The 23,111-nt window shown below is 71.5% G+C and carries 24 protein-coding genes and 1 pseudogene; 14 read left to right on the forward strand and 11 right to left on the reverse strand.

The genetic code is table 11. The annotated features are described in order from the left end of the window. The first annotated feature begins 51 nt into the window (after window positions 1-51). From MOTC310_RS27475 to MOTC310_RS27500, 6 genes are all read left to right on the forward strand, one after another. Window positions 52-471 carry a hypothetical protein gene (locus MOTC310_RS27475; RefSeq protein ID WP_331289497.1) on the forward strand — a complete coding sequence of 140 codons (420 nt, stop codon included), beginning with the start codon at window positions 52-54 and terminating at the stop codon, window positions 469-471. Window positions 472-591: 120 nt separating this feature from the next. Continuing rightward, window positions 592-1,035: an Ig-like domain-containing protein gene (locus tag MOTC310_RS27480; RefSeq protein WP_331289498.1), complete on the forward strand. Its 444-nt coding sequence runs from the start codon at window positions 592-594 to the stop codon at window positions 1,033-1,035. Between the two features lie 218 nt (window positions 1,036-1,253). Then, on the forward strand, window positions 1,254-3,206 hold the full coding sequence (locus MOTC310_RS27485; protein WP_331289499.1) for a PrkA family serine protein kinase: 1,953 nt from the start codon (window positions 1,254-1,256) through the stop codon (window positions 3,204-3,206). A 190-nt stretch (window positions 3,207-3,396) separates the two neighbouring features. Further along, window positions 3,397-4,698, forward strand: a complete 1,302-nt coding sequence (locus MOTC310_RS27490; protein WP_331289500.1) for a YeaH/YhbH family protein — start codon at window positions 3,397-3,399, stop codon at window positions 4,696-4,698. 34 nt (window positions 4,699-4,732) lie between these two features. Beyond that, complete coding sequence (locus tag MOTC310_RS27495) at window positions 4,733-6,304, forward strand: SpoVR family protein (protein ID WP_331304025.1); 1,572 nt, start codon at window positions 4,733-4,735, stop codon at window positions 6,302-6,304. A gap of 265 nt (window positions 6,305-6,569) precedes the next feature. Continuing rightward, on the forward strand, window positions 6,570-6,998 hold the full coding sequence (locus MOTC310_RS27500) for a PaaI family thioesterase (RefSeq protein WP_331304128.1): 429 nt from the start codon (window positions 6,570-6,572) through the stop codon (window positions 6,996-6,998). A 102-nt stretch (window positions 6,999-7,100) separates the two neighbouring features. Here MOTC310_RS27500 and MOTC310_RS27505 read toward each other — a convergent pair whose 3' ends face one another. Together MOTC310_RS27505 and ribD are read right to left on the reverse strand one after the other, a co-directional pair. Next, window positions 7,101-7,724, reverse strand: coding sequence for a riboflavin synthase (locus tag MOTC310_RS27505; protein ID WP_331304026.1), 624 nt, complete (start codon window positions 7,722-7,724; stop codon window positions 7,101-7,103). Between the two features lie 3 nt (window positions 7,725-7,727). Beyond that, on the reverse strand, window positions 7,728-8,882 hold the full coding sequence (ribD, locus tag MOTC310_RS27510) for a bifunctional diaminohydroxyphosphoribosylaminopyrimidine deaminase/5-amino-6-(5-phosphoribosylamino)uracil reductase RibD (RefSeq protein WP_331304129.1): 1,155 nt from the start codon (window positions 8,880-8,882) through the stop codon (window positions 7,728-7,730). Window positions 8,883-8,988: 106 nt separating this feature from the next. Between ribD and MOTC310_RS27515 the strand changes: the two genes are divergently transcribed. The 3 genes from MOTC310_RS27515 to MOTC310_RS27525 all read left to right on the forward strand — a co-directional run bounded on the left by MOTC310_RS27515 (window position 8,989) and on the right by MOTC310_RS27525 (window position 12,075). Beyond that, the gene (locus MOTC310_RS27515) at window positions 8,989-9,486 is read left to right on the forward strand and encodes a hypothetical protein (RefSeq protein ID WP_419539962.1); all 498 of its coding nucleotides are present in this window, start codon (window positions 8,989-8,991) and stop codon (window positions 9,484-9,486) included. An 86-nt stretch (window positions 9,487-9,572) separates the two neighbouring features. Beyond that, window positions 9,573-11,018, forward strand: a complete 1,446-nt coding sequence (locus MOTC310_RS27520) for a YcjX family GTP-binding protein (protein ID WP_331294601.1) — start codon at window positions 9,573-9,575, stop codon at window positions 11,016-11,018. A 28-nt stretch (window positions 11,019-11,046) separates the two neighbouring features. Continuing rightward, window positions 11,047-12,075 carry a YcjF family protein gene (locus MOTC310_RS27525; RefSeq protein ID WP_331304027.1) on the forward strand — a complete coding sequence of 343 codons (1,029 nt, stop codon included), beginning with the start codon at window positions 11,047-11,049 and terminating at the stop codon, window positions 12,073-12,075. 7 nt (window positions 12,076-12,082) lie between these two features. On the opposite strand, the gene MOTC310_RS27530 is transcribed toward MOTC310_RS27525, so the two are convergent. The 3 genes from MOTC310_RS27530 to MOTC310_RS27540 form a co-directional block, all read right to left on the reverse strand. Then, the gene (locus MOTC310_RS27530) at window positions 12,083-12,310 is read right to left on the reverse strand and encodes a hypothetical protein (protein ID WP_012319110.1); all 228 of its coding nucleotides are present in this window, start codon (window positions 12,308-12,310) and stop codon (window positions 12,083-12,085) included. A 157-nt stretch (window positions 12,311-12,467) separates the two neighbouring features. Next, the gene (locus MOTC310_RS27535) at window positions 12,468-13,019 is read right to left on the reverse strand and encodes an RBBP9/YdeN family alpha/beta hydrolase (protein WP_331304028.1); all 552 of its coding nucleotides are present in this window, start codon (window positions 13,017-13,019) and stop codon (window positions 12,468-12,470) included. Between the two features lie 46 nt (window positions 13,020-13,065). Then, window positions 13,066-14,139 carry an apurinic/apyrimidinic endonuclease family protein gene (locus MOTC310_RS27540; protein ID WP_331304029.1) on the reverse strand — a complete coding sequence of 358 codons (1,074 nt, stop codon included), beginning with the start codon at window positions 14,137-14,139 and terminating at the stop codon, window positions 13,066-13,068. A gap of 113 nt (window positions 14,140-14,252) precedes the next feature. Between MOTC310_RS27540 and MOTC310_RS27545 the strand changes: the two genes are divergently transcribed. The 3 genes and pseudogenes from MOTC310_RS27545 to MOTC310_RS27555 form a co-directional block, all read left to right on the forward strand. Then, entirely contained in the window at window positions 14,253-15,443 is a 1,191-nt protein-coding gene (locus MOTC310_RS27545; RefSeq protein WP_331304030.1) for a YihY/virulence factor BrkB family protein, read from the forward strand. Window positions 15,444-15,546: 103 nt separating this feature from the next. Then, entirely contained in the window at window positions 15,547-15,957 is a 411-nt protein-coding gene (gene msrB, locus MOTC310_RS27550) for a peptide-methionine (R)-S-oxide reductase MsrB (RefSeq protein ID WP_331304031.1), read from the forward strand. Between the two features lie 317 nt (window positions 15,958-16,274). Beyond that, window positions 16,275-16,811: pseudogene (locus tag MOTC310_RS27555) on the forward strand (hypothetical protein); the annotation flags it as partial. Here MOTC310_RS27555 and MOTC310_RS27560 read toward each other — a convergent pair. The 3 genes from MOTC310_RS27560 to glyA form a co-directional block, all read right to left on the reverse strand. Next, window positions 16,811-17,044, reverse strand: a complete 234-nt coding sequence (locus MOTC310_RS27560; RefSeq protein ID WP_331304136.1) for a hypothetical protein — start codon at window positions 17,042-17,044, stop codon at window positions 16,811-16,813. The pseudogene MOTC310_RS27555 and the gene MOTC310_RS27560 overlap by 1 nt on opposite strands. Further along, window positions 17,041-17,574 carry a transcriptional regulator NrdR gene (nrdR, locus tag MOTC310_RS27565; RefSeq protein WP_331304032.1) on the reverse strand — a complete coding sequence of 178 codons (534 nt, stop codon included), beginning with the start codon at window positions 17,572-17,574 and terminating at the stop codon, window positions 17,041-17,043. The genes MOTC310_RS27560 and nrdR overlap by 4 nt, the downstream gene beginning before the upstream one ends. A gap of 103 nt (window positions 17,575-17,677) precedes the next feature. Beyond that, a complete protein-coding gene (glyA, locus tag MOTC310_RS27570; RefSeq protein WP_331289505.1) occupies window positions 17,678-18,982 on the reverse strand; it encodes a serine hydroxymethyltransferase in 1,305 nt (434 codons plus the stop codon). 290 nt (window positions 18,983-19,272) lie between these two features. Between glyA and MOTC310_RS27575 the strand changes: the two genes are divergently transcribed. Both MOTC310_RS27575 and MOTC310_RS27580 read left to right on the forward strand, forming a co-directional pair. Next, window positions 19,273-19,881: a hypothetical protein gene (locus MOTC310_RS27575; RefSeq protein WP_331304033.1), complete on the forward strand. Its 609-nt coding sequence runs from the start codon at window positions 19,273-19,275 to the stop codon at window positions 19,879-19,881. Beyond that, the gene (locus MOTC310_RS27580; protein WP_331289507.1) at window positions 19,878-20,324 is read left to right on the forward strand and encodes a hypothetical protein; all 447 of its coding nucleotides are present in this window, start codon (window positions 19,878-19,880) and stop codon (window positions 20,322-20,324) included. Before MOTC310_RS27575 ends, MOTC310_RS27580 begins: the two co-directional genes overlap by 4 nt. 48 nt (window positions 20,325-20,372) lie before the next feature. Here MOTC310_RS27580 and MOTC310_RS27585 read toward each other — a convergent pair whose 3' ends face one another. From MOTC310_RS27585 to MOTC310_RS27595, 3 genes are all read right to left on the reverse strand, one after another. Beyond that, window positions 20,373-20,690, reverse strand: coding sequence for a cupin domain-containing protein (locus MOTC310_RS27585; protein ID WP_331304034.1), 318 nt, complete (start codon window positions 20,688-20,690; stop codon window positions 20,373-20,375). A gap of 73 nt (window positions 20,691-20,763) precedes the next feature. After that, the gene (locus MOTC310_RS27590) at window positions 20,764-21,552 is read right to left on the reverse strand and encodes a DUF937 domain-containing protein (RefSeq protein WP_331304035.1); all 789 of its coding nucleotides are present in this window, start codon (window positions 21,550-21,552) and stop codon (window positions 20,764-20,766) included. A 110-nt stretch (window positions 21,553-21,662) separates the two neighbouring features. Continuing rightward, on the reverse strand, window positions 21,663-23,099 hold the full coding sequence (locus MOTC310_RS27595) for an MATE family efflux transporter (RefSeq protein WP_331304036.1): 1,437 nt from the start codon (window positions 23,097-23,099) through the stop codon (window positions 21,663-21,665). Window positions 23,100-23,111: the final 12 nt, after the last annotated feature.

A 23,111-nucleotide genomic window follows, 5' to 3' on the forward strand; every position in this document is an offset into this window, starting at 1 on the left:
CTCCACACGCGGCAGGCGAACTTTTCGGCAACAACTCGCGTTGTCGCCCGCATGGCCGCGCCCAAATCCAAGCTGACGCCCAGCCAGGAACTCATGGCCCGCATCATGCGGATCGTCCGCTCCTGCCCGGAGGCGGCCTCCGAAGTCCTGGAGCTGATGTTCCTCGTCAGCCAGATCGAGGCGGCCACCGGCGTCGACCGGGAGTACCGCGACGCCAGGCGCGTGATCAGCCGCCTGCGCAATCCGCTCTGGGAGATGGGTCCCACCGACCGGGAGAAACTCCTGGCCGCGGCCGAGACGATCCGCCGGGTCTGCCGACTGGCCGAGGACGAGATTCCCCCCGTGCCGGTCGCCGATGCCGGGGAGCGGGCGCGGGTCGAGGGGCGGCTCGCCGCCGCGCTGGCCGGCGAGTTCGACGCCGCGCAGATCGCCCGCATCACCGGGATCGTCGCGGCGGCCCTCCAGAATTAAGCCGCCGCCCGGGCCCTCGACGCCCGCGCAGGGCGTCCCCACATGGTCTGGACCGATGAACGGGGCATCCGGACGCGCGTCCGGGGACAGGTCCCGGGTCGGGTTTGGAGAGACGCTGCCATGATCGCCCTACGTCCGCTCGCCGCGCTGCTCGCAGGGAGCATGGCGCTGGCCGCGCCCGCCCTGGCCCAGGCGCCGTCCAGCCGAACCAAGACGGTGGCACCCGGCAAGACGGTCCGCATCGAGATCGCGCCGAACCTCAAGAAGGATTGTTCTCCTGGGCCGATGCCCGAGTTCAAGGTTTCGGGGCCGCCGAAGAACGGGTCGGTGATCACCAAGGTGGGCAAGCTGAAGACGCCGTCGAGCTACCGCTGTCCCAACAAGGAGGCGGCCGTCCAGGCGCTGTTCTACCAGCCCAACAACGGTTTCACCGGCACCGACGAGGTGACGTTCGAGGTCAAGAGCTCCGACGGCCAAGTCCAGACGCAGACCGTCAAGATCACGGTTGGGGGCACGGGCGCCAAATCGGGAGACGATGCCAAGAAAGAGGGCACGGATTTGTGAGCAGGCTCCGGCCGACGCGGTATCTGCCCAGTTCTGCCGCCCGGACAGCCGCCCGGGCGCGGCACGGAGTCTCGTCTGTGCCGCCTTCAGCGCTCCGGAGTGTTGCAAGCAATCGACATGCCGGGCGCCGCGCTCGCCGCACTGCGACAAAAGCGGGCCTGTCGGTTGCATCCGAGCCGAGACAGGATGAAGCTGTCACGGTCTGAGAGGGTTATCGAATGCCCATGCATGCGACGAACGACCTTTTCCAGAGCTTCGCCCGAGGGTACGAGGCCCGCCGCGACACGGAGATGACGCTCTCCGAGTACCTGGAGGCCTGTCGCGACGAGCCCCTCATGTACGCCTCGGCCGCCGAGCGCATCCTCGCGGCGATCGGCGAACCGGAATTCGTGGACACCGCCAAGGATTCGCGCCTCGGCCGGATCTTCATGAACCGGACGATCCGGACCTACCCGGCTTTCCGCGAGTTCTACGGGATGGAGGAGACGATCGAGCGGATCGTCTCGTTCTTCCGCCACGCCGCGCAGGGCCTGGAGGAGCGCAAGCAGATCCTCTACCTGCTCGGGCCGGTGGGCGGCGGTAAGTCGTCGCTGGCCGAGCGGCTGAAGCTCCTGATGGAGGTTCACCCCGTCTACGTCCTCAAGGCCGGGGACGAGGTCTCGCCGGTCTTCGAGAGCCCGCTGGGCCTGTTCGACCCCGAGACGATGGGCGAGGAGATCCAGCGCCGTTACGGTATCCCGCGCCGTCGGCTGACCGGCCTGATGAGCCCCTGGGCGCTCAAGCGCCTCGACGAGTTCAACGGCGACATCTCGCGCTTCAAGGTGATCAAGGTCCGGCCCTCGCGGCTACGCCAGATCGCCATCGCCAAGACCGAGCCGGGCGACGAGAACAACCAGGACATCTCCTCGCTGGTCGGCAAGGTCGATATACGCCGGCTGGAGACCCTGTCGCAGGCCGATCCCGACGCCTACTCGTACTCGGGCGGCCTGAACCGGGCGAACCAGGGCATCCTCGAGTTCGTCGAGATGTTCAAGGCGCCGATCAAGATGCTGCACCCCCTGCTCACCGCGACGCAGGAGGGCAACTACGTCGGCACCGAGAATATCGGCGCGATCCCGTTCACCGGCGTGATCCTGGCCCACTCGAACGAGGCCGAGTGGCAGTCGTTCAAGACCAACAAGAACAACGAGGCCTTCATCGACCGGATCTACGTGATCAAGGTCCCGTACTGCCTGCGCGTCACCGAGGAGCAGCACATCTACGAGAAGCTGATCTCCGGCTCGGAGCTGTCGGACGCGGCCTGCGCGCCCGGCACGCTGGAGATGCTGGCCCGGTTCTCGGTGCTCTCCCGCCTGCGCGAGCACGCCAATTCCAACGTCTTCTCGAAGATGCGGGTCTACGACGGCGAGTCCCTGCGCGAGGTCGATCCCCGCGCCCGCTCGATGCAGGAGTACAAGGACACGGCCGGCGTCGACGAGGGCATGGACGGGATCTCGACCCGCTTCGCCTTCAAGGTGCTGGCCGCGACCTTCAACCACGACACCACCGAGGTCTCGGCCGACCCGGTGCACCTGATGTACGTGCTGGAGCAGTCGCTGCGCCGCGAGCAGCTCCCGCCCGAGACCGAGAAGAAGTACCTGGAATTCATCAAGACCGAGCTGGCCCCGCGCTACGCGGAGTTCATCGGCCACGAGATCCAGAAGGCCTACCTCGAATCGTACCACGATTACGGGCAGAACCTGTTCGACCGGTACATCGACTACGCCGATGCCTGGATCGAGGACCAGGACTTCAAGGACGCCGAGACCGGGCAGCTCATGAACCGGGAGCTCCTGAACCAGGAGCTGACCAAGATCGAGAAGCCCGCCGGGATCGCCAACCCGAAGGACTTCCGCAACGAGGTGGTGAAATTCGCCCTGCGCTCCCGGGCGCAGCACGGCGGCCGCAACCCGAGCTGGACCTCCTACGAGAAGCTGCGCGAGGTGATCGAGCGGCGGATGTTCTCCCAGGTGGAGGAGCTGCTGCCGGTGATCTCCTTCGGCTCCAAGAAGGACGGCGAGACCGAGAAGAAGCACGGCGAGTTCGTCGAGCGCATGGTCGCGCGCGGCTACACCGAGCGGCAGGTCCGCCGCCTGGTGGAATGGTACATGCGGGTGAAGCAGGCCGGCTGAGGCGCGCGGCGCCCGGCCGGGTCCAATCCGGCCGGGCCGGGGCTCGACCCTCCGCCGCCACAGTTTCGGACGACCGGCCGGCGAAGATCTCGGCCCTGCTGCCAAAGAGGGATCCTTCCCTCCGGTGACAGCATGGTACGATCAGGGTCCGGACCCGGCCGGAGCACGCGGACGAGGGTTTTCGCAGCGGATGCACATCGTCGACCGACGTTTGAACCCGGGCGGCAAGAGCCTCCCGAACCGCCAGCGCTTCCTGAGGCGCGTGAAGGACGTGGCCCAGCGCGCGGTGCGGGAATCCGCCCGCGAGAAGGACATCAAGGATCTCGGCAAGGACGGCCGCGTCAGCGTGCCGGCGGACGGCGTCCGGGAGCCCCGCTTCTCGCGCCAGCCCGGAACGGGCCTGCAGGACCACATCCTGCCCGGCAACAAGACCTACGTGGAGGGCGACACGATCGAGCGGCCTCCGGGCAGCGGCGGCGGCCGCGGGGCCGGCGAGGGCGGGGAGGGCGGCGAGAACAGCGAGGACGCGTTCCGCTTCGTGCTCACCCGCGAGGAGTTCCTGGAGCTGTTCCTCGAGGACCTGGAACTGCCGGACCTCGCCAAGCGGCGGCTGGCCGTGGTCGAGACGGAAGGGTTGCGCCGGGCGGGCTACACGGTGACCGGCTCGCCGGCGAACCTCGCGCTCACCCGCACCCTGCGCAACTCGATGTCGCGGCGGATCGCCCTCAAGCGGCCGAAGCCCGACGAGGTCGCGGCCCTGGAGGCAAAGCTCGACGCCCTGCCGGACGGAGACCCGGAGCGGGCGGACCTGGAGCAGGCGCTGTTCCGGCTGCGCGAGCGGTCGAAGCGCATCCCCTACGTCGACCCGATCGACCTGCGCTTCCGCCGGTTCGAGCCCTATCCGCGGCCGATCGCGCAGGCGGTGATGTTCTGCCTGATGGACGTGTCCGGCTCGATGACCGAGCACATGAAGGACCTCGCCAAGCGGTTCTACATCCTGCTGCACATCTTCCTGACGCGGCGCTACCGCCACGTCGAGATCGTGTTCATCCGCCACACCGACCGGGCGACCGAGGTCGACGAGGAGACCTTCTTCGGCTCCCGCGAGACCGGCGGCACCCTGGTCTCGTCGGCGCTGGTGGAGATGAAGCGCGTCATCGCCGAGCGCTACGACCCGAACGACTGGAACATCTACGCCGCCCAGGCCTCGGACGGCGACAACGTCTCCTCGGACGGGCCGACCTCCACGGAGCTCTTGCGGTCGCACATCCTGCCGGCCTGCCAGCACTTCGCCTATCTGGAGGTGGGCGACGAGAACGGCCCCCGCGCCGGCTTCGTGGAGCACCGCACCACCCTGTGGCGGACCTACGAGGCCATCGCCAAGGCCGGCGGCCCGATCGCCATGCGCAAGGTCAACCACCGCCGGGAGATCTACCCGGTCTTCCGCGAGCTGTTCGGGCGCAAGGAAGGCCGCGCCGAGGCGGAGGCGTGAGGGCGGTGCGCACATCACTCGATCGGGAGGCCGCATGACGCTCGTCAAGGCACGCACGCCCCAGATCATCGCGGGCAACCGGAAGCCGCTGTTCACCGGCAACGACTGGGATTTCGACACGATCCGGCGCATCCACGACGCCTGCGAGGCGGTGGCCGGGCCGCAGCTCGGCCTGTCCTGGTACCCGAACCAGATCGAGATCATCACGGCCGAGCAGATGCTCGACGCCTACGCGTCGATCGGCATGCCGCTGTTCTACAAGCACTGGTCGTTCGGCAAGCACTTCGCCCAGCACGAGGCCGGCTACCGCCGCGGCCTGATGGGGCTCGCCTACGAGATCGTCATCAACTCCGACCCGTGCATCTCCTACGTCATGGAGGAGAACACGGCGACGATGCAGACGCTCGTCATCGCGCACGCCGCCTTCGGCCACAACCACTTCTTCAAGAACAACTACCTGTTCCGGCAGTGGACGGACGCCGAGGGCATCCTCGACTACCTCGACTTCGCCAAGGGCTTCATCAGCCGCTGCGAGGAGCGCTACGGCCACCAGGCGGTGGAGCAGGTGCTCGACGCCGCCCACGCGCTGATGAGCCAGGGCGTCCACCGCTACCCGCGCAAGAAGCGGCCGGACCTCGCCTCCGAGCAGCGGCGCGAGCGCGAGCGGATCGAGCACGGCGAGCAGATCTACAACGACCTCTGGCGGACCCTGCCGCAGAAGACCGGCGCCGTCCGCCCCGACATGGCCGCCGAGCGGCGCAAGGCGCTGCTGGAGCTGCCCCAGGAGAACATCCTCTACTTCCTGGAGAAGGTCGCCCCGCGCCTGCGCCCGTGGCAGCGCGAGATCCTGCGCATCGTCCGCCTGGTGGCCCAGTACTTCTACCCGCAGCGCCAGACCAAGGTGATGAACGAGGGCTGCGCCACCTACTGCCACTACCGGATCATGAACGCCCTGTCGGAATCCGGGCAGATCACCGAGGCGGCCTATCTCGAGTTCCTGCAATCGCACACCAACGTCATCCGGCAGCCGAACTACGACGACCGCTCCTATGGCGGTCACAACCCCTACGCGATCGGCTTCGCGATGATGCAGGACATCGCCCGCATCGCCGAGCAGCCGACCGAGGAGGACCGCGCGTGGTTCCCGGACATCGCCGGGGTCGGCGACGCCATGGCGGTGCTGCGCGACTGCTGGGAGAATTACCGCGACGAGAGCTTCATCCAGCAATTCCTGTCGCCCAAGCTGATGCGCGACCTGCGCCTGTTCCACGTGGTCGACGACCCGGAGGAGCCGGAGCTGCGGGTCGAGGCGATCCACGACGAGCGCGGCTACCGCAAGCTGCGCCGCGCCTTCGCGCGCCAGTACGACGTGGCGTGGCTCGACCCCGACATCGAGGTGGTGGACGTGGACCTCGAAGGCGACCGGCGCCTGATCCTGCACCACAAGGCGATCAACAAGATCACCCTGCAGAAGGACGACGCCAAGCGGGTGCTGCAGCACCTCGCCGACCTCTGGGGCTACGACGTGGTGCTCAAGGAGGTCGAGCCGGCCACCGGCACGGTACTGGGCGAGATCACCGCCAGCGCGCGGCCGATCTTCTTCTGATGGGCTCTGCGGGCAGGCTCCTCCCGCCCGCTTCCCCGTCCTGATGAGGCGTCCGGTCGAAGCCCTCGACGGAGGCAGCCCTCCGTTGTCACGAGCGCAGCGAAGTGACCCAGGGCAGCGCGGCATCGGGAGCCGTCGCGCTTCCGGATGGCTTCGCTCCGCCCGCAAAGACGACCCAGGCGGATCGAGCGGTATCTCTCGGTGAGGAAGGCGGTTCGGACGGCCTCGTGATTGCCTTGGCGGGATCGCCGTGCTGCATGAGGCGATGGCCGCCACGATCCTCACCCTCGCCGAGACGCAGGACTTCCTCGACCGCGAGTTCCCGCAGATGCAGGCGGGCGGGCGGGCCTACCATCTCGAGGCCGTGGGACCGCTCGCGGCGCGGATGCGGCTGGAAGCCCACGAGCGCTTCCTCCGGCCCGGCGCGACCGTCTCGGGGCCGGCCATGATGGCGCTCGCCGACTACGCCCTCTACGCGGCGATCCTGGCCAATATCGGTCCCGTGGCGCTCGCGGTGACGACCAGCCTCAACTTCAACTTCCTGCGGAAGCCCGCCACGGGGGATCTCGTGGCCGAATGCCGGCTGCTCAAGCTCGGCCGGCGCCTCGCCGTCGGCGAGGTGTCGATCACCGCCGTCGGCAGCCCGGACCTCGTCTGCCACGCAACCGGGACCTACTCGATCCCGCCGCGCTGACTCGCCGTCTCCGCGAGCGCGGCGAAGCGACCAGGGCAGCGCGCGATTTCCGGACATGGCGTGTCCCTGGATTGCTTCGCCCCGCTCGCAAGGGCGATCGGCTCAGCCGGCCCGCGCCTCGGTCAGCCGGGCGGCGTAGCGGGCGATCAGGTCGACCTCCAGGTTGAGCCGGTCCCCCTCCCGCCGCTCGCCCCAGGTGGTGACCTGGAGCGTGTGCGGGATCAGCAGCACCGAGAATTGGTCGCCCTGAACCGCGTTCACCGTGAGCGAGGTGCCGTCGAGGCAGACCGAGCCCTTCTCGGCGATGAACTTCGCCAGGGCCGCCGGCGCCCGGAGGGTGAAGCGCTCGCTGGCACCCCAGGCATCCGCCGTGACGGTTTCGCGCGCCACGATCTCGGCTAGGCCGTCGACGTGGCCGGTGACCAGGTGGCCGCCGAGCTCGTCGCCGATCTTCAGGGAGCGCTCGAGGTTGATCCGCGTGCCCGCCGCCCAGGCGCCGACGGTGGTGCGCGCCAGCGTCTCGGCGGCGGCGTCCACCGCGAAGACGCAGCCGCCCGCGGCGGGCTCCACCGACACGGCGGTGAGGCACGGGCCCGCGCAGGCGATCGAGGCGCCGAGCGCGATCGTCGCCGGGTCGTAGGAGGCGCGGATCGCGATCCGGCGCAGGTCGCCCGCGCCCGAGACCGAGACGACCGTGCCGACGTCGCTGACCAAGCCCGTGAACATCGCTTACGTCCTGTTGCGTTCGTAGGTCACGGCGACGTCGGGTCCGAGCTGCAGCCGCTCGGCCTCCCGGAACTGGCCGCCCGCCAGGGCGTCCGCCAGGGCCGGGCCGAGGGCCGGCAGGCCTCCCCCCGGTCCCAGCTCCGCCGGTCCGGTGACCAGCGTGCAGGCATCGATCAGATCGGCCCGGGCGAGCGCCTCCGCAAGGCGGGGGCCGCCCTCGCTGCACAGCCGGGTCAGGCCGCGCTCCCCCAGACTCGCCAGGGCCGCCGGGAGATCGATCCCGCCGGCCGGGTCGGCCGGCACGGTCGCGACCTCGACGCCGAGCGCCTCCAGGGCCCGCCGCGCGTGGGCCGGGGCCGAGCGGGTGGTGAGCACCAGGGTCGGCGTGTCGCGGGCGGTCCGGGCGAGGACGCTCGCCGGGGACAGCCGCAGATGCGTGTCGAGGACGACCCGCAGGGGCGAGCGCCTGCCCAATCCCGGCAGCCGCACGGTCAGCGACGGGTCGTCGGCCCGGGCGGTGCCGATGCCGATCAGGATCGCGTCGGCATGGGCCCGCCAGAGATGGACCGCCCCGTCCGCCACCGGCCCGGTGATCCGCAGGCGCTCCGGCCCGGCGGCGGCGCAGAAGCCGTCGCGGGTGCGGGCGAGCTTCAGGTGCAGGGCCGGGCGGCCGCGCGTGACCCGGGTGATGTGGCCGACATGGTCGCGCGCCGCCTCGTCGCGCAGCAGTCCGGTCTCGACCGCGACGCCGCCCTGCCGCAGGAGGTCGTGGCCGCGTCCCGCCACCCGCGGGTCGGGATCCTCCAGGGCGCTGACCACCCGGGCGATCCCGGCGGCCAGGATCGCGTCCGTGCAGGGCGGCGTGCGGCCGTGATGCGAGCAGGGCTCCAGGGAACGGCGGCGAGCAGCGCCCGGGTGTAGGCGTGGCGCGGCGCGGCGAAGAGCGCGGGCGCCGCCCCCTCCTCCACCTTGTCGCCGCGGTACATGACCAGCACGCGGTCGGCGATCTCGGCCACGACGCCCATGTCGTGGGTGATGAAGACGACGCCCATCTTCATCTCGGCCTGGAGGCTGCGGATCAGCTCGAGGATCTGCGCCTGGATCGTGACGTCGAGGGCCGTGGTCGGCTCGTCGGCGACGAGCAGCTGCGGCTTGCAGGACAGGGCCATGGCGATCATCACGCGCTGGCGCATGCCGCCGGAGAGCTGGTGCGGGTAGCGCGTGAGGACGTTGCGCGCCTCGGGGATGCGCACGAGGNGCCCGGATGGCCGGCCGCCCCGGCCGGCGCCCGGCAGCCGTGCCGCGGGTGGCGATGCTCCAGCCAGTTCCCGACATCGCCGCCGGGATCTCCGCCTCCGCCGGCCGCCCGGTCGGGAGCGTCGCCGACCCGGCGGCGCTCCTCGACCGGAAGCCGGCCCGCGTCCCGAGCGCCGACCGGATGGTGGCCGAATCCGCGCTGCTGCCGGCGATCGCGGCCGGCCTCCCGGTCCTCGACCTGCGGCTGCCGGCCCCGCTCTGCACCGGCGACGAGGTCCGGATCCAGGCCTACGCCAACCGGATCAGCGCCAGCGTCGGCCTGAAACCCGGCGACGACCTCGACCTGTTCGGGCCGGACGGCGCGCCGCGCGCCAATCTGGCGCCCGTGATGCTGGCGATGTCCGCGGTGGAGCTCGGCACGTTGCGGGCCGGGCCCGACCTCGTCGCCGGGGCGATCGAACGGCTCAGGCCGCTCACGCCCGCCGCCAACACCGCGCCGCCCTAGGGGAGGCTTCCCGGCGGGCAAGCCTTGCGGTTCGGCCTCGGCCGCGCCACCTCTGCCCGGCCCGTTCCCTCACCCCGAGCCCGCCTGTGCCCCTGATCGACCTTGCCGCGCGTGCCGGCTCGGCCGTCAAAGCCTTCGCCGAAGCCTCGCACGACCTGCTGGTCCAGCCGACCCTGCGGCTCGGCGTGACGGGGCTCGCGCGCTCGGGCAAGACCGTCTTCACCACGGCGCTGATCCACCACCTCGTGGAGACGCACGCGCTGCCGGCCTTCGCGCCCGCCCAGGAAGGGCGCCTGCGCCGGGCCAAGCTGGTGCCCCAGCCCGACGACGACGTGCCGCGCTTCCCCTTCGAGGAGCATTTCGCGACGCTCACCGAGGCGCGGCGCTGGCCGCGCTCAACCGACCGGATCAGCCAGTTCCGCCTGGAGATCGCCTACGAGCGCGCCGCCGGCTGGCGCTCCGGGCCCGCGACCCTGATGCTCGACGTGGTCGACTACCCCGGCGAGTGGCTCCTCGACCTCGCCCTGATCGAGACCAGCTACACGGCGTGGTCCCGGGCCACGATCGGTGGCACCCGCCGCCCCGGCCGCGCCGCCGTCGCGGCGCCCTGGCTGGAGGCCCTCAAGGGCTTCGACCCGAACGGCCCCCTCGACGAGGTCGCGGCCGAGCGGGCGAGCGACGCCTTCAAGGCCTACCTCGCGGGCCTGCGCGCCGGGCCCGAAGCCGTGGCGACGACGCCTCCGGGCCGGTTCCTGATGCCGGGCGACCTCGCGGGCTCCCCGGCCCTCACCTTCGCGCCCCTCGACCGGCTCACCGAGACGATCGCCCCCGACAGCCTCGCCGGGCTGATGGAGCGGCGCTTCGAGGCCTACAAGGCCAAGGTCGTGACGCCGTTCTTCCGCGACCATTTCCAGCGGGTCGACCGGCAGATCGTGCTGGTGGACGTCCTGTCGGCGGTCGATGCCGGCCCGACCGCGCTGGCGGAGCTGGAGGAGGCGCTGGACGCGGTGCTGCTCAGCCTCAATATCGGCCGCAACACGGTACTGTCGCGGCTCTTCGCGCCCCGGGCCGACCGGGTCCTGTTCGCCGCCACCAAGGCCGACCACCTCCACCAGACGAGCCACGACCGGCTCGACGCGCTGCTGCGGCTGCTCGTGTCGCGGGCCATGCGGCGGACCGAGGCCGCGGGCGCCCGGGTGGGCACCGTGGCGCTGGCCTCCGTGCGCGCCACCCGCGAGACCACCGTCCACGACGGCTCGGAGACGCTGCGGGCGGTGGCCGGCACCCCGGAGGCCGGCGAGGTGGTGGGCGACGAGGTCTTCGACGGCAACAGCGAGGCCGCGATCTTCCCGGGCGAGCTGCCGGCCCGCGCCGAGGCGGTGCTGGAGGGCGCGGTCGAGCCGGGCTCGCTGCGCTTCCCGCGCTTCCGGCCGCCGCTGGTGCGGCCCGACGGGCTCGGTCGCGCCGGACATCTGCCGCAGATCCGGCTCGACCGGGCGATGCAGTTCCTGATCGGCGACCGGCTGGCGTGACGATGTGTGCGATGCGGAGCCCGCGACCATGACCTCCGGCCAGAAACCCCGCGCCTTCCGGATCAATCCCGAGCCGGCCGCCGCGCCGAGCGTGACCACGACGCCGCTCAGCCCCCGGCCGCCGCAAGCCCGGATCGTGGAGGAGCCCTTCGAGATCGTCGACGCCGCCGACGGCGTCGCCGTGCCGGTGGCGCCGCGCTCGCGCTCGCCCTGGGGCGCCCTGTTCCTCTCGGCGGTGGGCGGCCTCGTCTCCCTGGGCGTCGGCCTGTCGGTCGAGCGGATGATCAGCGACCTGTTCCAGGCCGCCCCCTGGCTCGGCTGGGTGGCCCTCGCGCTGCTGGGCCTCGCCGCGCTGGCGCTGCTGGCGATCGTGGTGCGAGAACTCGCCGGCCTGCGCCGCGAGCGCAAGATCGAGCGGCTGCGGCAATCGGCGCTGGACGCCCTCGTGACCCGCGACCACACGGGCGCGCAGGCGGTGGTGCAGGCGCTCTCGACCTTCTACGCCGACCGCGACGCCCTGTCGGCGGGCCGGGCCCGGATCGACGCCGCCGCCGACGCGATCCTCGACGTGGACGACCGGATCGGCCTGGCCGAGCACGAGCTGCTGGCCGGACTCGACCGGCAGGCGCGCAACGCCATCGCGACGACGGCCAAGCAGGTCTCGGCGGTGACGGCGCTGAGCCCGCGGGCGATCGTGGACGTGGCCTTCGTGGTGTTCGCGGCGGTGCGGCTGCTGCGCCGGATCGCGGCCATCTACGGCGGCCGGCCGGGGTTCCTGGGATTTCTCAGGCTGGGGCGCGCGGCGCTCGCGCATCTCACCGTCACCGGCGGGATGGCGGTGGGCGAGAGCGTGATGCAGCAGGTGCTGGGTCTCGGGATCGCCGCCCGGGTCTCCGCCAAGCTGGGGGAGGGCGTGCTCAACGGGCTGATGACCGCCCGGTTCGGGCTCGCGGCGCTCAACGTCTGCCGGCCGCTGCCGTTCGTGCGGGAGGCCCCGCCGCGGCTCGCCGACGTCGCCGGCGAGCTGCTGCGCTCGGCCGAGGCCGAGCCGAAATAACGGCGGGCTACTTGGCGCCCGCGGCGGCGCGGCGGTTGGCGATGCGCGAGAACATGTTGCCGGTGTAGTCGGCGGTCTTCGGCTTCTCGGGCTCGCCGAGCTTGGCCTCGAAGGCCTCGATCCGCTTGAGCAGCGTCACGTCGTTGAACAGCGAGCTGTTGAAGTTGCTCTGGGCCCGGGGGCCGAGGGCGGTCTGCACCGCTTCGAGTCGTTCCAGAAGCTCTTTGCGCGTCACGGTGCTCTCCAGGGGCGGCTTCGGGACGAAGGACCGCCCGTGCCGCCACTGAAGAGGGCGGTGGTAAACAGCGCGTTAATGCGCCCCGCGCCGGCTCCATCCAGGCGAGGCACGGGGACGCCGACCGTTCCCGCGCGCGCGGCAGCGCGCGCCGAACTCAGAGCCCCTTCAGGAACCCGGCGAGCCGCATCAGTCCCTCGGGCCAGGGTCCGTGCCCGCTCGCCACGTTGAGGTGGCCGGATTCGCCCGCGTCGACCGTGAGCGCGCCCCAGGCATGGGCGAAGTCGTCCGCCCGCTCGTAGCGGCAGTACGGGTCGGTGCGGCTGGCGACCAGCAGGGACGGGAAGGGCAGGGGCTCGCGCGGCACCGGCGCGAAGGCCCGGACCGAGTCGGGCAGGTCCGGCGCTTCCTCGACGTCCGGGAGCGCCACCAGCAGGGCGCCGCGCACCGCCCCCGCGGGGAAGCGCGGCACCGCCTCGACGCAGGCCACCACGCCGAGGCTGTGGGCGATCAGGATGACCGGCCGCGTCGCCGCCGCCACCGCCTCGGCGATGCGCCCGCACCACGCCTCCGGGGTCGGCGCGTGCCACTGGTCCTGCTCGACCACGCGCGCGGTGGCAAGGCGGCCCGCCCAGCGGGCCTGCCAATGGTCCTCCTCGGAGCCCCCGAGCCCCGGGACGATGAGGATGTCGCAATCGGCCGTCTTCATGTCGGATTGCCTAGAGCGGACCGGCGGACGCGTCGAGACCGTCCCATCATTCGGCCGCGATCGGCGCAGCGCCCTCGAGCGCCAAAACGTGACGGGCGATCTGCACGGAGGCGCAGTTCTTCGCCTTGGCCTCGATCTCGAAATCCGCCCAGGCGAGGTGACGGGCGACGAGGTCGTTGACCGCCCGGTTCCACATCATGTCGGAATGCGCGGCGAGGTCCCGGACCGCGTGGCCGGCCGCGCGCAGGGCCGGGAAGTCGGGCAGGGCGTCCGGGTCGCAGGCGGCGGAGACCGCCTCCCGCGACACGCTGATATGGGCTACGGGCCGGACGCCGCGCCAGGACTCCTGCACCCGGGCGATCCGGGGGTCGTCCGGCTCGAGGTATTCGCCGCCGCTCTCGACCCAGTGGTGGTGCAGGTCGAGCACCACCGGCACCATGTCGGCGAGCCGCAGCACCGCGTCGAGGCCGAACACGTTCTCGTCGTTCTCCACCGTCACGAGGTCGCGCGCCACCCGGCTCGCCCGGGGCAGGGTCTCGCGGAAGCCCTCGACCCCGGGGTCGCCCGCGCCGACATGGATGTTGATGTGGGCGCCGTGCGGGTGCCAGCCGCCGCCGTAGCCCATCCGGTCGAAGATCTCGGCGTGGTAGTCGAGCTCGGACAGGCCGTTCGCGATCGCCGCCGGGTTGCGGCTCGCGAGCAGGCAGAACGGGCCCGGGTGGAAGCTCAGGCGCACCCCGAGCCGGCGGGCCAGCGCCCCGGCATCGGCGAGGCCGCGCTCGACCAGCGCCGCCATCTCGGGCTCGGCGTAGAGCGCCTGCGCGATCGGGTGGGTGTAGCCCGGCAGGACGTTGCTCGCCATGCGGAGGAGGCGCTCCAGGGGCGGCCGCGCGCCGACCCAGGCGATCTGGCGGCCGAGGGCGTCGAGGTTGTGGGCGACGAGGCCGGCGAGCTTCGCCCGCCGGGCGGCGGGCTCCAGCTTGGTGAGGTAGGCCATCGTCACGCTGGTGAGGTTCATGTGCAGCGTGGCCTCCCGCTCCGCCTTGAGGGTGGCGTGGGTGCCGGGAGGCTCGTCCAGGACGAATTTGCAGCAGAATCCGAGGCGGGGCTGATCGCGCATAACCATCACAACGCGCGGAGGCCCGCAGCGTCCCCGTCCGACGCGCGGAACGGCCGCGGCACGACGACGTTGGGAGTCCCGAGCGCGGCAGTTCCGCGCACTGGCCCCGACACATGCCTCCGTCACCGTCGCGTTCGACCGGCCCCTCCGAGACCGGCTCGATCCTCTGGACCCTGATGCTCGGGTCAGCCCTGGTCGCCCTCGCGGCGGCCCCGGCGCGGCGCCGCGTGACGGCCGCTCTGCCCGCCGGTGATCCCTCCGCCGACCACGAACAGCCCTGCGACGACCGCGGCCTGCGCAAGGGCGTGGCCGCGGGGGCGCGCTCGATCTCGGGCCGCGCCGCGCAGCTCACGGCGGCGACCCAGCCGGAACGGGGTCGCGCCGCCGAGAGCCCCGCCGAGATGACCCGGTCCGGCTGGAAGGACATCGCCGTCCGGGTCTACCTGGAATTCAACAAGGACCGGGTGCTGGCGGTCGCGGCCGGCGTGACCTTCTACACGCTGCTGTCGCTGTTTCCCGCCATCGCCGCGCTCGTCTCCTGCTACGGCCTGTTCGCCGACGTGACCGTCATCAACGATCACCTCGCCCAGCTGCACGCGGTCCTGCCGTCCGGCGCGGTCGAACTCATCGGCGACCAGGTCAAGCGCATCGCCGCCAAGGGCAGCGGCTCCCTCAGCATCACGTTCTTCTCCAGCCTGCTCCTGTCGCTCTGGAGCGCCAACGCGGCCATGAAGGCGATGTTCGACGCGCTGAACGTCGTCTACGAGGAGGAGGAGAAGCGAAATTTCTTCTGGCTCAACCTCCGGTCCCTGACCTTCACCGTTGGGGCACTCCTGTTCATCATCGTCGCGCTCAACGTCATCGTGGTTGTGCCGGTGGTGCTGAACTTCCTGGGCCTCGGCTCGACCGCGTGGCTGCTCGCGGCCCTGCGCTGGCCAGCGATCCTGATCGTGCTGCTCGGCGGCCTGTCGGTGCTCTACCGGTTCGGTCCGAGCCGGGAGCACGCCCGCTGGCGCTGGGTCGGCGTCGGGAGCGTGATCGCGGGCCTGCTCTGGCTCGCCGCCTCGCTCCTGTTCTCCTGGTACGTCGCCAATTTCGGCACCTACAACGAGACCTACGGCTCGCTGGGCGCCGTGATCGGCTTCATGACCTGGATCTGGATCTCCTCGACGATCGTGCTGCTCGGGGGCGAGATCAACGCCGAGCTGGAGCACCAGACGGCCCGCGACACCACCACGGGCGCGCCGCTGCCGATGGGCGCGCGCAAGGCGCGGATGGCCGACACCGTCGGCGCGGCCGCCTGAAAGCCCCCCGTTCTCGGTCGCCGAGAAGGCCCTGCGACACAGTCCGGGACTGCCGGAGACCGCCCGTGCCGCCTATATAACGTGGCGAAGAAGGGAGATCGCCATGGCCGACACGCCGACCACCAGCCCGGATATCCGCAGCGACGCCGAATGGCGCTCGTCCCTGACGCCGGAGCAGTACCGGGTCCTGCGCGAGCACGGCACGGAACGGGCCGGCACGAGCTGCCTGCTCGCCGAGAAGCGGGCCGGCACCTTCACCTGCGCGGGCTGCGGGCAGCCGCTGTTCGAGCAGGGCACCAAATTCGAGTCCGGGACCGGCTGGCCGAGCTTCTTCGAGCCCCTGGCCGACGCGGTCGAGACCACGGTGGACCGCAGCCACTGGATGGTCCGCACCGAGGTGCACTGCGCCCGCTGCAAGGGCCATCTCGGCCACGTCTTCGACGACGGCCCGGCCCCGACCGGCCTGCGCTACTGCATGAACGGCGCGGCGATGAATTTCGAGCCGGCGGAATGAGTCCGGGGCCTGCCTAACCTGGGTTCGGAAATCTCGAGCGAAAGCCGGGATATCGGGGACAGAGGGCGCCCTGGCAGCGGGCTCGACCCGATCCGGTCTTGATTTCGTCGCGTTTTTGCTTAGCGCTCTATAGTCTCAGATTGTCGCTGTCCGGTGATTGGCGACGGAAGCGGTCAGGCTCTGACGAATACGGCGTGGCAGTCAGCTTATACGCCGTGCGGGTCGGCCCCACTTGCCCCTTCCGTGCGGCCCGGCGGCGCTGGGGGCTGTCCGCCGGATCGGCGCGCCGCCGACCAAGCGGGAGGGGTTTTGAGTTCATGAGCACCGTTCGCCGATTTCTGGTCGCACCTTCCCTGGTCCGCCTGATCCGCAAGGAGCGGGGCGGCGCCCGGATCACCGAGGGTCACTTCGCGCCCCAGGGCGGCCGCGCCTCCTACGTGCGCGTCGACGGCCAGGTCTGCCAGCTGGTCCTGGTGAACAAGGGGGCCGACGGCGTCCCGGTCGAGGAGCGCACCGACGTCCCGCGCGCCCACGGCGACGCCCTGCTGGACGTCTGCCCCGGCAAGGCCGCCTACGACCGCACCACCGTCAACGCCGGCGGCCGCGAGATCGCCATCGACCGCTACGTCACCCCCGGCAGCCTGGACCTGATCAGCGTCACCTTCGACAATGACGGCGAGGCCGCCGGCTTCCATACTCCGAGCTGGTTCGGCCGCGAGGTTAGCAACGAGCCGGCTTTCGAGCGGGCGGCGCTGGCCATCCAGGGCGTGCCGGCCGCCGAGGAGGTGGCGCTGAGCAACGCCGCGCTGGACGCGGTGCTGGACCTGATCGAGCCCCGGTTCGGCTTCGGCCGCTACGGCAGCAGCAGCAGCCGGACCACCGAGTCGGACGACGGCGCGATGGCCGCCATGCGCCGGGCCGTGGCCCCGGCCGCCCCGGCCGCCGCCGCACCGGTCGTCGTCCCGAGGATGCGGCCCGTCCCGGGCTCGACCACGACGGCGCCGACCGACGGGTTCGGCCACGTGGTGCCGAGCCCGCGCCGGCCCAGCGCCAGGGCGAGGTGCATGAAGTTCGTGTCGGCGCTCATGGCCGCCCGGCGCGGCGGCGCCCCGACGCCTCGGGCTCCGGGTCGTTCTCCGGCTCCGGCGCGGCCGCCCGCACCGGCGTGCCGTCGCTCAGCGTGCCGAGCAGCTCCTCGAAGTCCCTGGCCTCGCGGAAGTTCTTGTAGACGGAGGCGAACCGCACGTAGGCGACGTCGTCGAGACCCTTGAGCCCCGCCATCACCAGTTCGCCGATCGCCTCGGAGGTCACCTCGGGCTCGCCGGCGCTCTCGAGCTGCCGGGTGATGCCGCTGACCAGCCGCTCGATCCGTTCCGGATCGACGGCGCGCTTGCGGAGCGCCACGTCGATGGAGCGCTGGAGCTTGTCCCGGTCGAACGGCACGCGCTTGCCCGAGCGCTTGAGCACCACGACTTCGCGGAGCTGCACGCGCTCGAAGGTGGTGAAGCGGCCGGCGCAGTCCGGGCAGACCCGGCGGCGCCGGATCGCGGCGCCGTCCTCGGAGGGCCGCGAGTCCTTCACCTGGGTCTCGGAGCCGCCGCAATAGGGACACCGCATGGGTTTCGATACTCGGGCATGGAAACGGCCGCGGACCGGTCGGATCCGCGGCCGTTTCCTAATCCACCGCGGGCCGGCCCGGAAGACCGGCCCCGCTCACGCCTCAGCCGTAGATCGGGAACCGGTCCGTCAGAGCGTGGACGCGGGTCTTGACGCTGGCCTCGACCTCGGGATCGCCCGCCTCGCCCTTGGCGACCAGCCCGTCCAGCACCTCGACGATGAGGCCGCCGATCTGCTTGAACTCGGCGACGCCGAAGCCGCGCGACGTGCCGGCCGGGGTGCCGAGGCGGATGCCCGACGTGATGGTCGGCTTCTGCGGGTCGAAGGGCACGCCGTTCTTGTTGCAGGTGATGTGCGCCCGCGACAGCGCGGCTTCCGCCGCCTTGCCGGTGAGGCCCTTCCGCTGGAGGTCGACCAGCATCAGGTGGTTGTCGGTGCCGCCCGAGGTGATGTCGTAGCCGCCCGAGATCAGCGTGTCGGCGAGCGCCTTGGCGTTCTCCACCACCTGGCGAGCGTAGATCTTGAACTCGGGCTTCAGCGCCTCGCCGAAGGCCACGGCCTTGCCGGCGATGACGTGCATCAGCGGGCCGCCCTGCAGGCCGGGGAAGATCGCCGAGTTGAACTTCTTGGCCAGCGCCTCGTCGTTCGTCAGGATCATGCCGCCGCGCGGGCCGCGGAGCGTCTTGTGGGTCGTCGTGGTGACGACGTGGGCGTGCGGGAACGGCGACGGGTGCACGCCGGCCGCGATCAGCCCGGCGAAGTGGGCCGCGTCGACCATGAAGTAGGCGCCCACCGAGTCGGCGATCTCGCGGAACTTGGCGAAGTCCCAGTGGCGCGGGTAGCCCGAGCCGCCGGCGATGATCACCTTCGGCTTGTGCTCCTGCGCGAGCTGGGCGACCTGCTCCATGTCGATCCGCTGGTCCTCGCGGCGCACCGTGTAGGAGACCGGCTTGAACCACTTGCCCGAGACGTTCGGCGGGGCGCCGTGCGTCAGGTGGCCGCCCGCGGCGAGGTCGAGGCCGAGGAAGGTGTCGCCGGGCTGCATCAGGGCCAGGAACACGCCCTGGTTGGCCTGGGAGCCGGAATTCGGCTGCACATTGGCGAAGCCGCAATCGAACAGGCGCTTGGCGCGCTCGATGGCGAGGTCCTCGGCGATGTCCACGAACTGGCAGCCGCCGTAGTAGCGCCGGCCCGGATAGCCTTCCGCGTACTTGTTGGTGAGCACCGAGCCCTGAGCCTCCAGCACGGCGCGGGAGACGATGTTCTCCGAGGCGATCAGCTCGATCTCGTGCTGCTGACGGCCGAGCTCCTTGGCCACCGCCTCGGCGATCTCGGGGTCGGCTTCGGTCAGGGGGGCGGCGAAGAAGCTGTTGGAGAAGTGCTTGTCGGCGGCGGTACCGGCGCTCATGGTCTGCCTCTGTTCTGGTAGGGGCGATGCCCGGCCTTTCGTCGGCGTGCACGGGCGGGCGTTCAAGGTGGGATTCCTACACGCGCCGAAGGCTCAGGCCAAGCACAGGCATTTTGCTCGCGCGCCAAGAATAATTTGTCGCAGGCGGGGCGGCGGCGGTGCCGGCAGGGCCGACATGTTTTCCTAATTCACGGCCCGTTCGCTGGACATGAGGAAAAGAATCATGGAATAAAACATGAACATAGGTGACGGGTGACAACGCGATGCGAGCCCACGAGCCCGATGTGATCTTGGCGTACTCCCTCGCGCAACTTCGCTTGAGCCTGGCCTTCGTCGCCCTGGAACTTCTGGACATCAGAGCTGGCTTCAGACCGGATCAGCCACGGGGCTGCGACGGCCGATGGTGCGGCGAGGGCGGTTCGCTCACCGTCGTTCGCAAGGATCGAACGGGTGATCCTCGGATCGACGCGAAGACCGACGAGCTCCTCGATGTCCTGAACGAAGTCGTCGAGAGCACCGAGCCGGGCGAGGGCTTCCTGTACGGGACCCGGATCCACGCGAGGCTGGCGGCCCGCCTGCGCGAGCTGGATCTTCCAGGGATCGGCCGGCACGGCGTCGAGCAGAGCTTCGTCGCCGGCGACATCGTCCGTCACGGCCTGTCGGGCAGCATACGCACGGATGTACTTCTCCGGGACGGCCGAACCAGCGCGGCGCCGATCCGGGCGATCTGGGACATCAAGACCGGTGAAACGGGCCTGTCGCCGCGCCGTATCCGTGCCCTGCGGGCCGGCGCAGGTGTCGACGACAGCGTCCCGATCATCGAGATCCACCTGCTCCGCGGCATCTCCGTCAAGGGCCGCGTCTCTGTCACCGTCGCTATCGGAGTCGTGGTCGCATGAGCATGGAAGCCTACGCCCTGTGTCCGCGGCCGCTCGCCGGCGTGTCGGACTGGCAGACCGGCCTGGACGCGCTCGGTTTCGATCTGCAGCTTCGCGGGACGGCGATCCCGCCGGCCTCGTCGGGGCATCTGCCGGCCCTGCGGCGCGGCCGGGCCTCGGGCTTCGAGTGCGCGCTCATCCCGTTCCCGGAATTGAAGGACACCTATCCGGAGACCGACTTCGCCGGCTCCTGGCCGTGCGTGTACGCGTTCTGGTTCGGCACCATCGCGGAGTCGATCGGCGCCGTGATGGCGATCACGGCCTGCGTGAAGTTGGTCGACGGGCTCGCCTTCTACCCGGAGGAGGGCCGCCTGCTGACCGCCGATCAGGCCGTCCGGTACGCGCGCGAGACGGTGCCCGCGGCCGAGGAACTCGAGCGGCAGCTCGGCCCTGGACCGGACTGATCCGGGATCATCCTCGGCACCGGGCCGGCCAAGCCCGCCGGACCCCTTTCAGACCTGCGTCGCGAGGTTCGTCTCGATCAGGACCGTCTCGGTCTCGAACGTGGCCGCGTGCCACGCCCCGGCCGGAAAGTGGAACACGCTGCCGGCCGAGAACGGCTCGCGGCCCTGCTCGGTCTCCAGGATCCCCGAGCCCGAGAGCACCTGCACGAACTGCTCGTGATCGTGGCTATGGGCGGGTGCCGAGACGCCCGCCGGCACCACCACGCGCACGAGGCTCGCGCCGGAGCCCGGGATCGTGCGCTTGGCGACGCCGTTCCCGCCGACGCTCTCGGTGCGGTGGTCCCAGGCGGTCAGGTGGTCGCTCATCGACGGGTCTCCTCGCCGGCAGGTTGCCGCTCCGGTTCGTCGGGGCAGCGCCCGCCCGGATCCTGTCCCCGCGTCAACCGGTCCCGCCGGGCTGGCGACCGCGCCGGCCCTTGCCCGCCGCGGGGTCGGCCGGCGCCGGATCGGGACGGGTTGGGGTGCCCGTCGGGTTCATGCCGCTCCCAGCCGGCGTGCCGGAGGCGGGCCAGAAGGTCTCGAACAGCTCCCGCATCGCCCGGATGTTGTTGCCCTGAACCTCGGCCCCGGTGCGCAGCATCTGCTGGAACATGTCGGAGCCGGTCTCGCCCGCGCCTGCCTGGGGCGGCTTGGCGGCCGGCTTGGCGGCCGGCTTGGCGGCCGGCGTCGGCGGGGCCGGCGGCTCGATCGCGGGCATCATCGCCCTGGCCATCTCGGCCCAGGCCGGCGCGAACGGGAACGGTACGGGCGGGGGCGGCGGCGGGCTCGGCCGCGCGGCCTCGGCCTGCGGCTGGTTCAGCATGACGTGGACGATGCTCGCCACCACGGCGCCCGCCATCATCGGCAGCATCTGGCGCAGGACCTGCGCGCCCACGCCGCTCGTCGCCGAGGCCTGCCGCAGCACCGCCTGCATCAGCTGCGCCGAACCGAACATCTGGCCGAGGGCCTCGAACCCCTGCGCCGGCGCCGGCTTGGCGGCCTCGAGCCCGAACATCCGGGCGAAGCCGGTCGGGTCCATGCCGACGCTGCGCTGGAGGCCGAGCGTCAGGGCCGGCATCAGCGCCTCGAAGGCGCGGGCCGTCTGCTCGGCGGTCAGACCGAACGGCTGGCCCATAGCCTGAAGCCCGGCCTCGCCCTGCGCCTGGAACATCTCGAGCGGGTTGAACATGGCGCCTCGATCCTGTCCCGGTCGGGACCGCCCGGGACAAGGCATCGTGACCCTTTGCGCGGGGAAATACCAGTTCCCACCCGCGGAACTTGTGCCTTGCCGCCGCCGCCTCAGCTCAACGGCTCGGGATGGGCGTGCCCCGGCGGCAGGGGCGCCGCCCGCTGGGGCGCCCCCGCGGCGATGTCCGGCGCCGGCCGACGCGGGCCGACCCCCTCCAGCCGGTCGACCGTGCGGCGGGCCAGCAGGATGCCGAGCGCCCCGAAGACCAGGGAGCCGATCCCCATCCCGGCCACCACCCCGCGGGGGCCGTAGAGCGTCGCGCCGAGCATCGCCGGCGGGATCGTCCCGAGCGTCGCCCGTCCCCAGTTCAGCAGCGTCGAGCGCAGCGGGAAGCCGAGATTGTTGAAGGCGGCGTTGCCGAGGAACAGCAGCCCGTTGAAGAACCAGATCGCGCCGCCGACGAGGCAGAAGAAGCCGAACAGCTCGGCCGCGACCCCCTGCAGGCCGAACAGCGTGGCGAGCCACCCCCGGGCCAGCGCCAGGAGGAGCCAGACCGCGGCGCAGTAGGCCAGCGTCACCCGGATCGCCGCGCCGAGCACGCCGCGCATCCGGTCGAACAGGCCCGCGCCCCAGTTCTGGGCCAGGATCGGGCCGATCGCCCCGGACAGCGCGAACAGGCCGCCGAAGGCCACCGGCGTCAGGCGGTCGATCACCGACGCGGCGGCGACGGCATCGGCTCCGTAACCGGCAAACAGGCGGGCCAGGAAGGCGCTCGCCACCGAGGGCGCGAGGTTCGTCAGCACGGCCGGTCCCGCGACCCCCGCCAGGGCGGCGGCGTCGGCCGGCAGGTCGGTGAGCTGCGGCCGGCCGAGGAGCCCGTACCGGGCGACGCCGCGGATACCCACCGCCACGAAGGTCGCGCGCGCGACGCAGACGGTGATCGCCGCGCCCGTGACGCCGAGGCCGGCGCCGAAGATCAGCAGCGGGTCGAGGAGGGCGGTGACCACGGCGCCGGCCAGGGTCACCGACATCGCCTGCCGGGCCTCGCCGACCGCGCGCAGGAGGCCGGTGAACAGCATGCCGGCGGCGAGCAGCAGGTTCGACGGCAGGGTGACGTGCAGGAACAGGACGGCCACCCGCAGCGCCTCGCCCCGCGCGCCGATCAGGGCCAGGAGCGGGTCGGCCAGCAGCGCGATCAGCACCGCGATGAGGCTGGCCACGAGGCTGCCGAGGACCAGCGCGGAGGTCGCGAGGCGCCGCGCCGCCGCGCGGTCGCGCGCGCCGACGGCCTTCCCGACCAGGGCGCCGGCGGCGATCATCAGGCCGATATTCACCGCCGTGGCGAAGAACTGCACGATGCCGGCGAAGCCGACCGCCGCGGTGAGGTTCGGGTCGCCGAGCGTCGAGACGTAGAGCAGCGACAGGAGGTCGACGACGAAGATCGCCATCAGCCCCACCGAGCCGGTGGCGGCCATCACCACCACGTGCCGGAGGATCGACCCGGTGACGAAGCGGCCCGTCTCCGCCAGCGGCGGCCCGTCGGACATGTCAGGCATCCG

The organism is Methylobacterium oryzae (genome assembly GCF_036441375.1).
Lineage (GTDB): Bacteria > Pseudomonadota > Alphaproteobacteria > Rhizobiales > Beijerinckiaceae > Methylobacterium > Methylobacterium oryzae_A.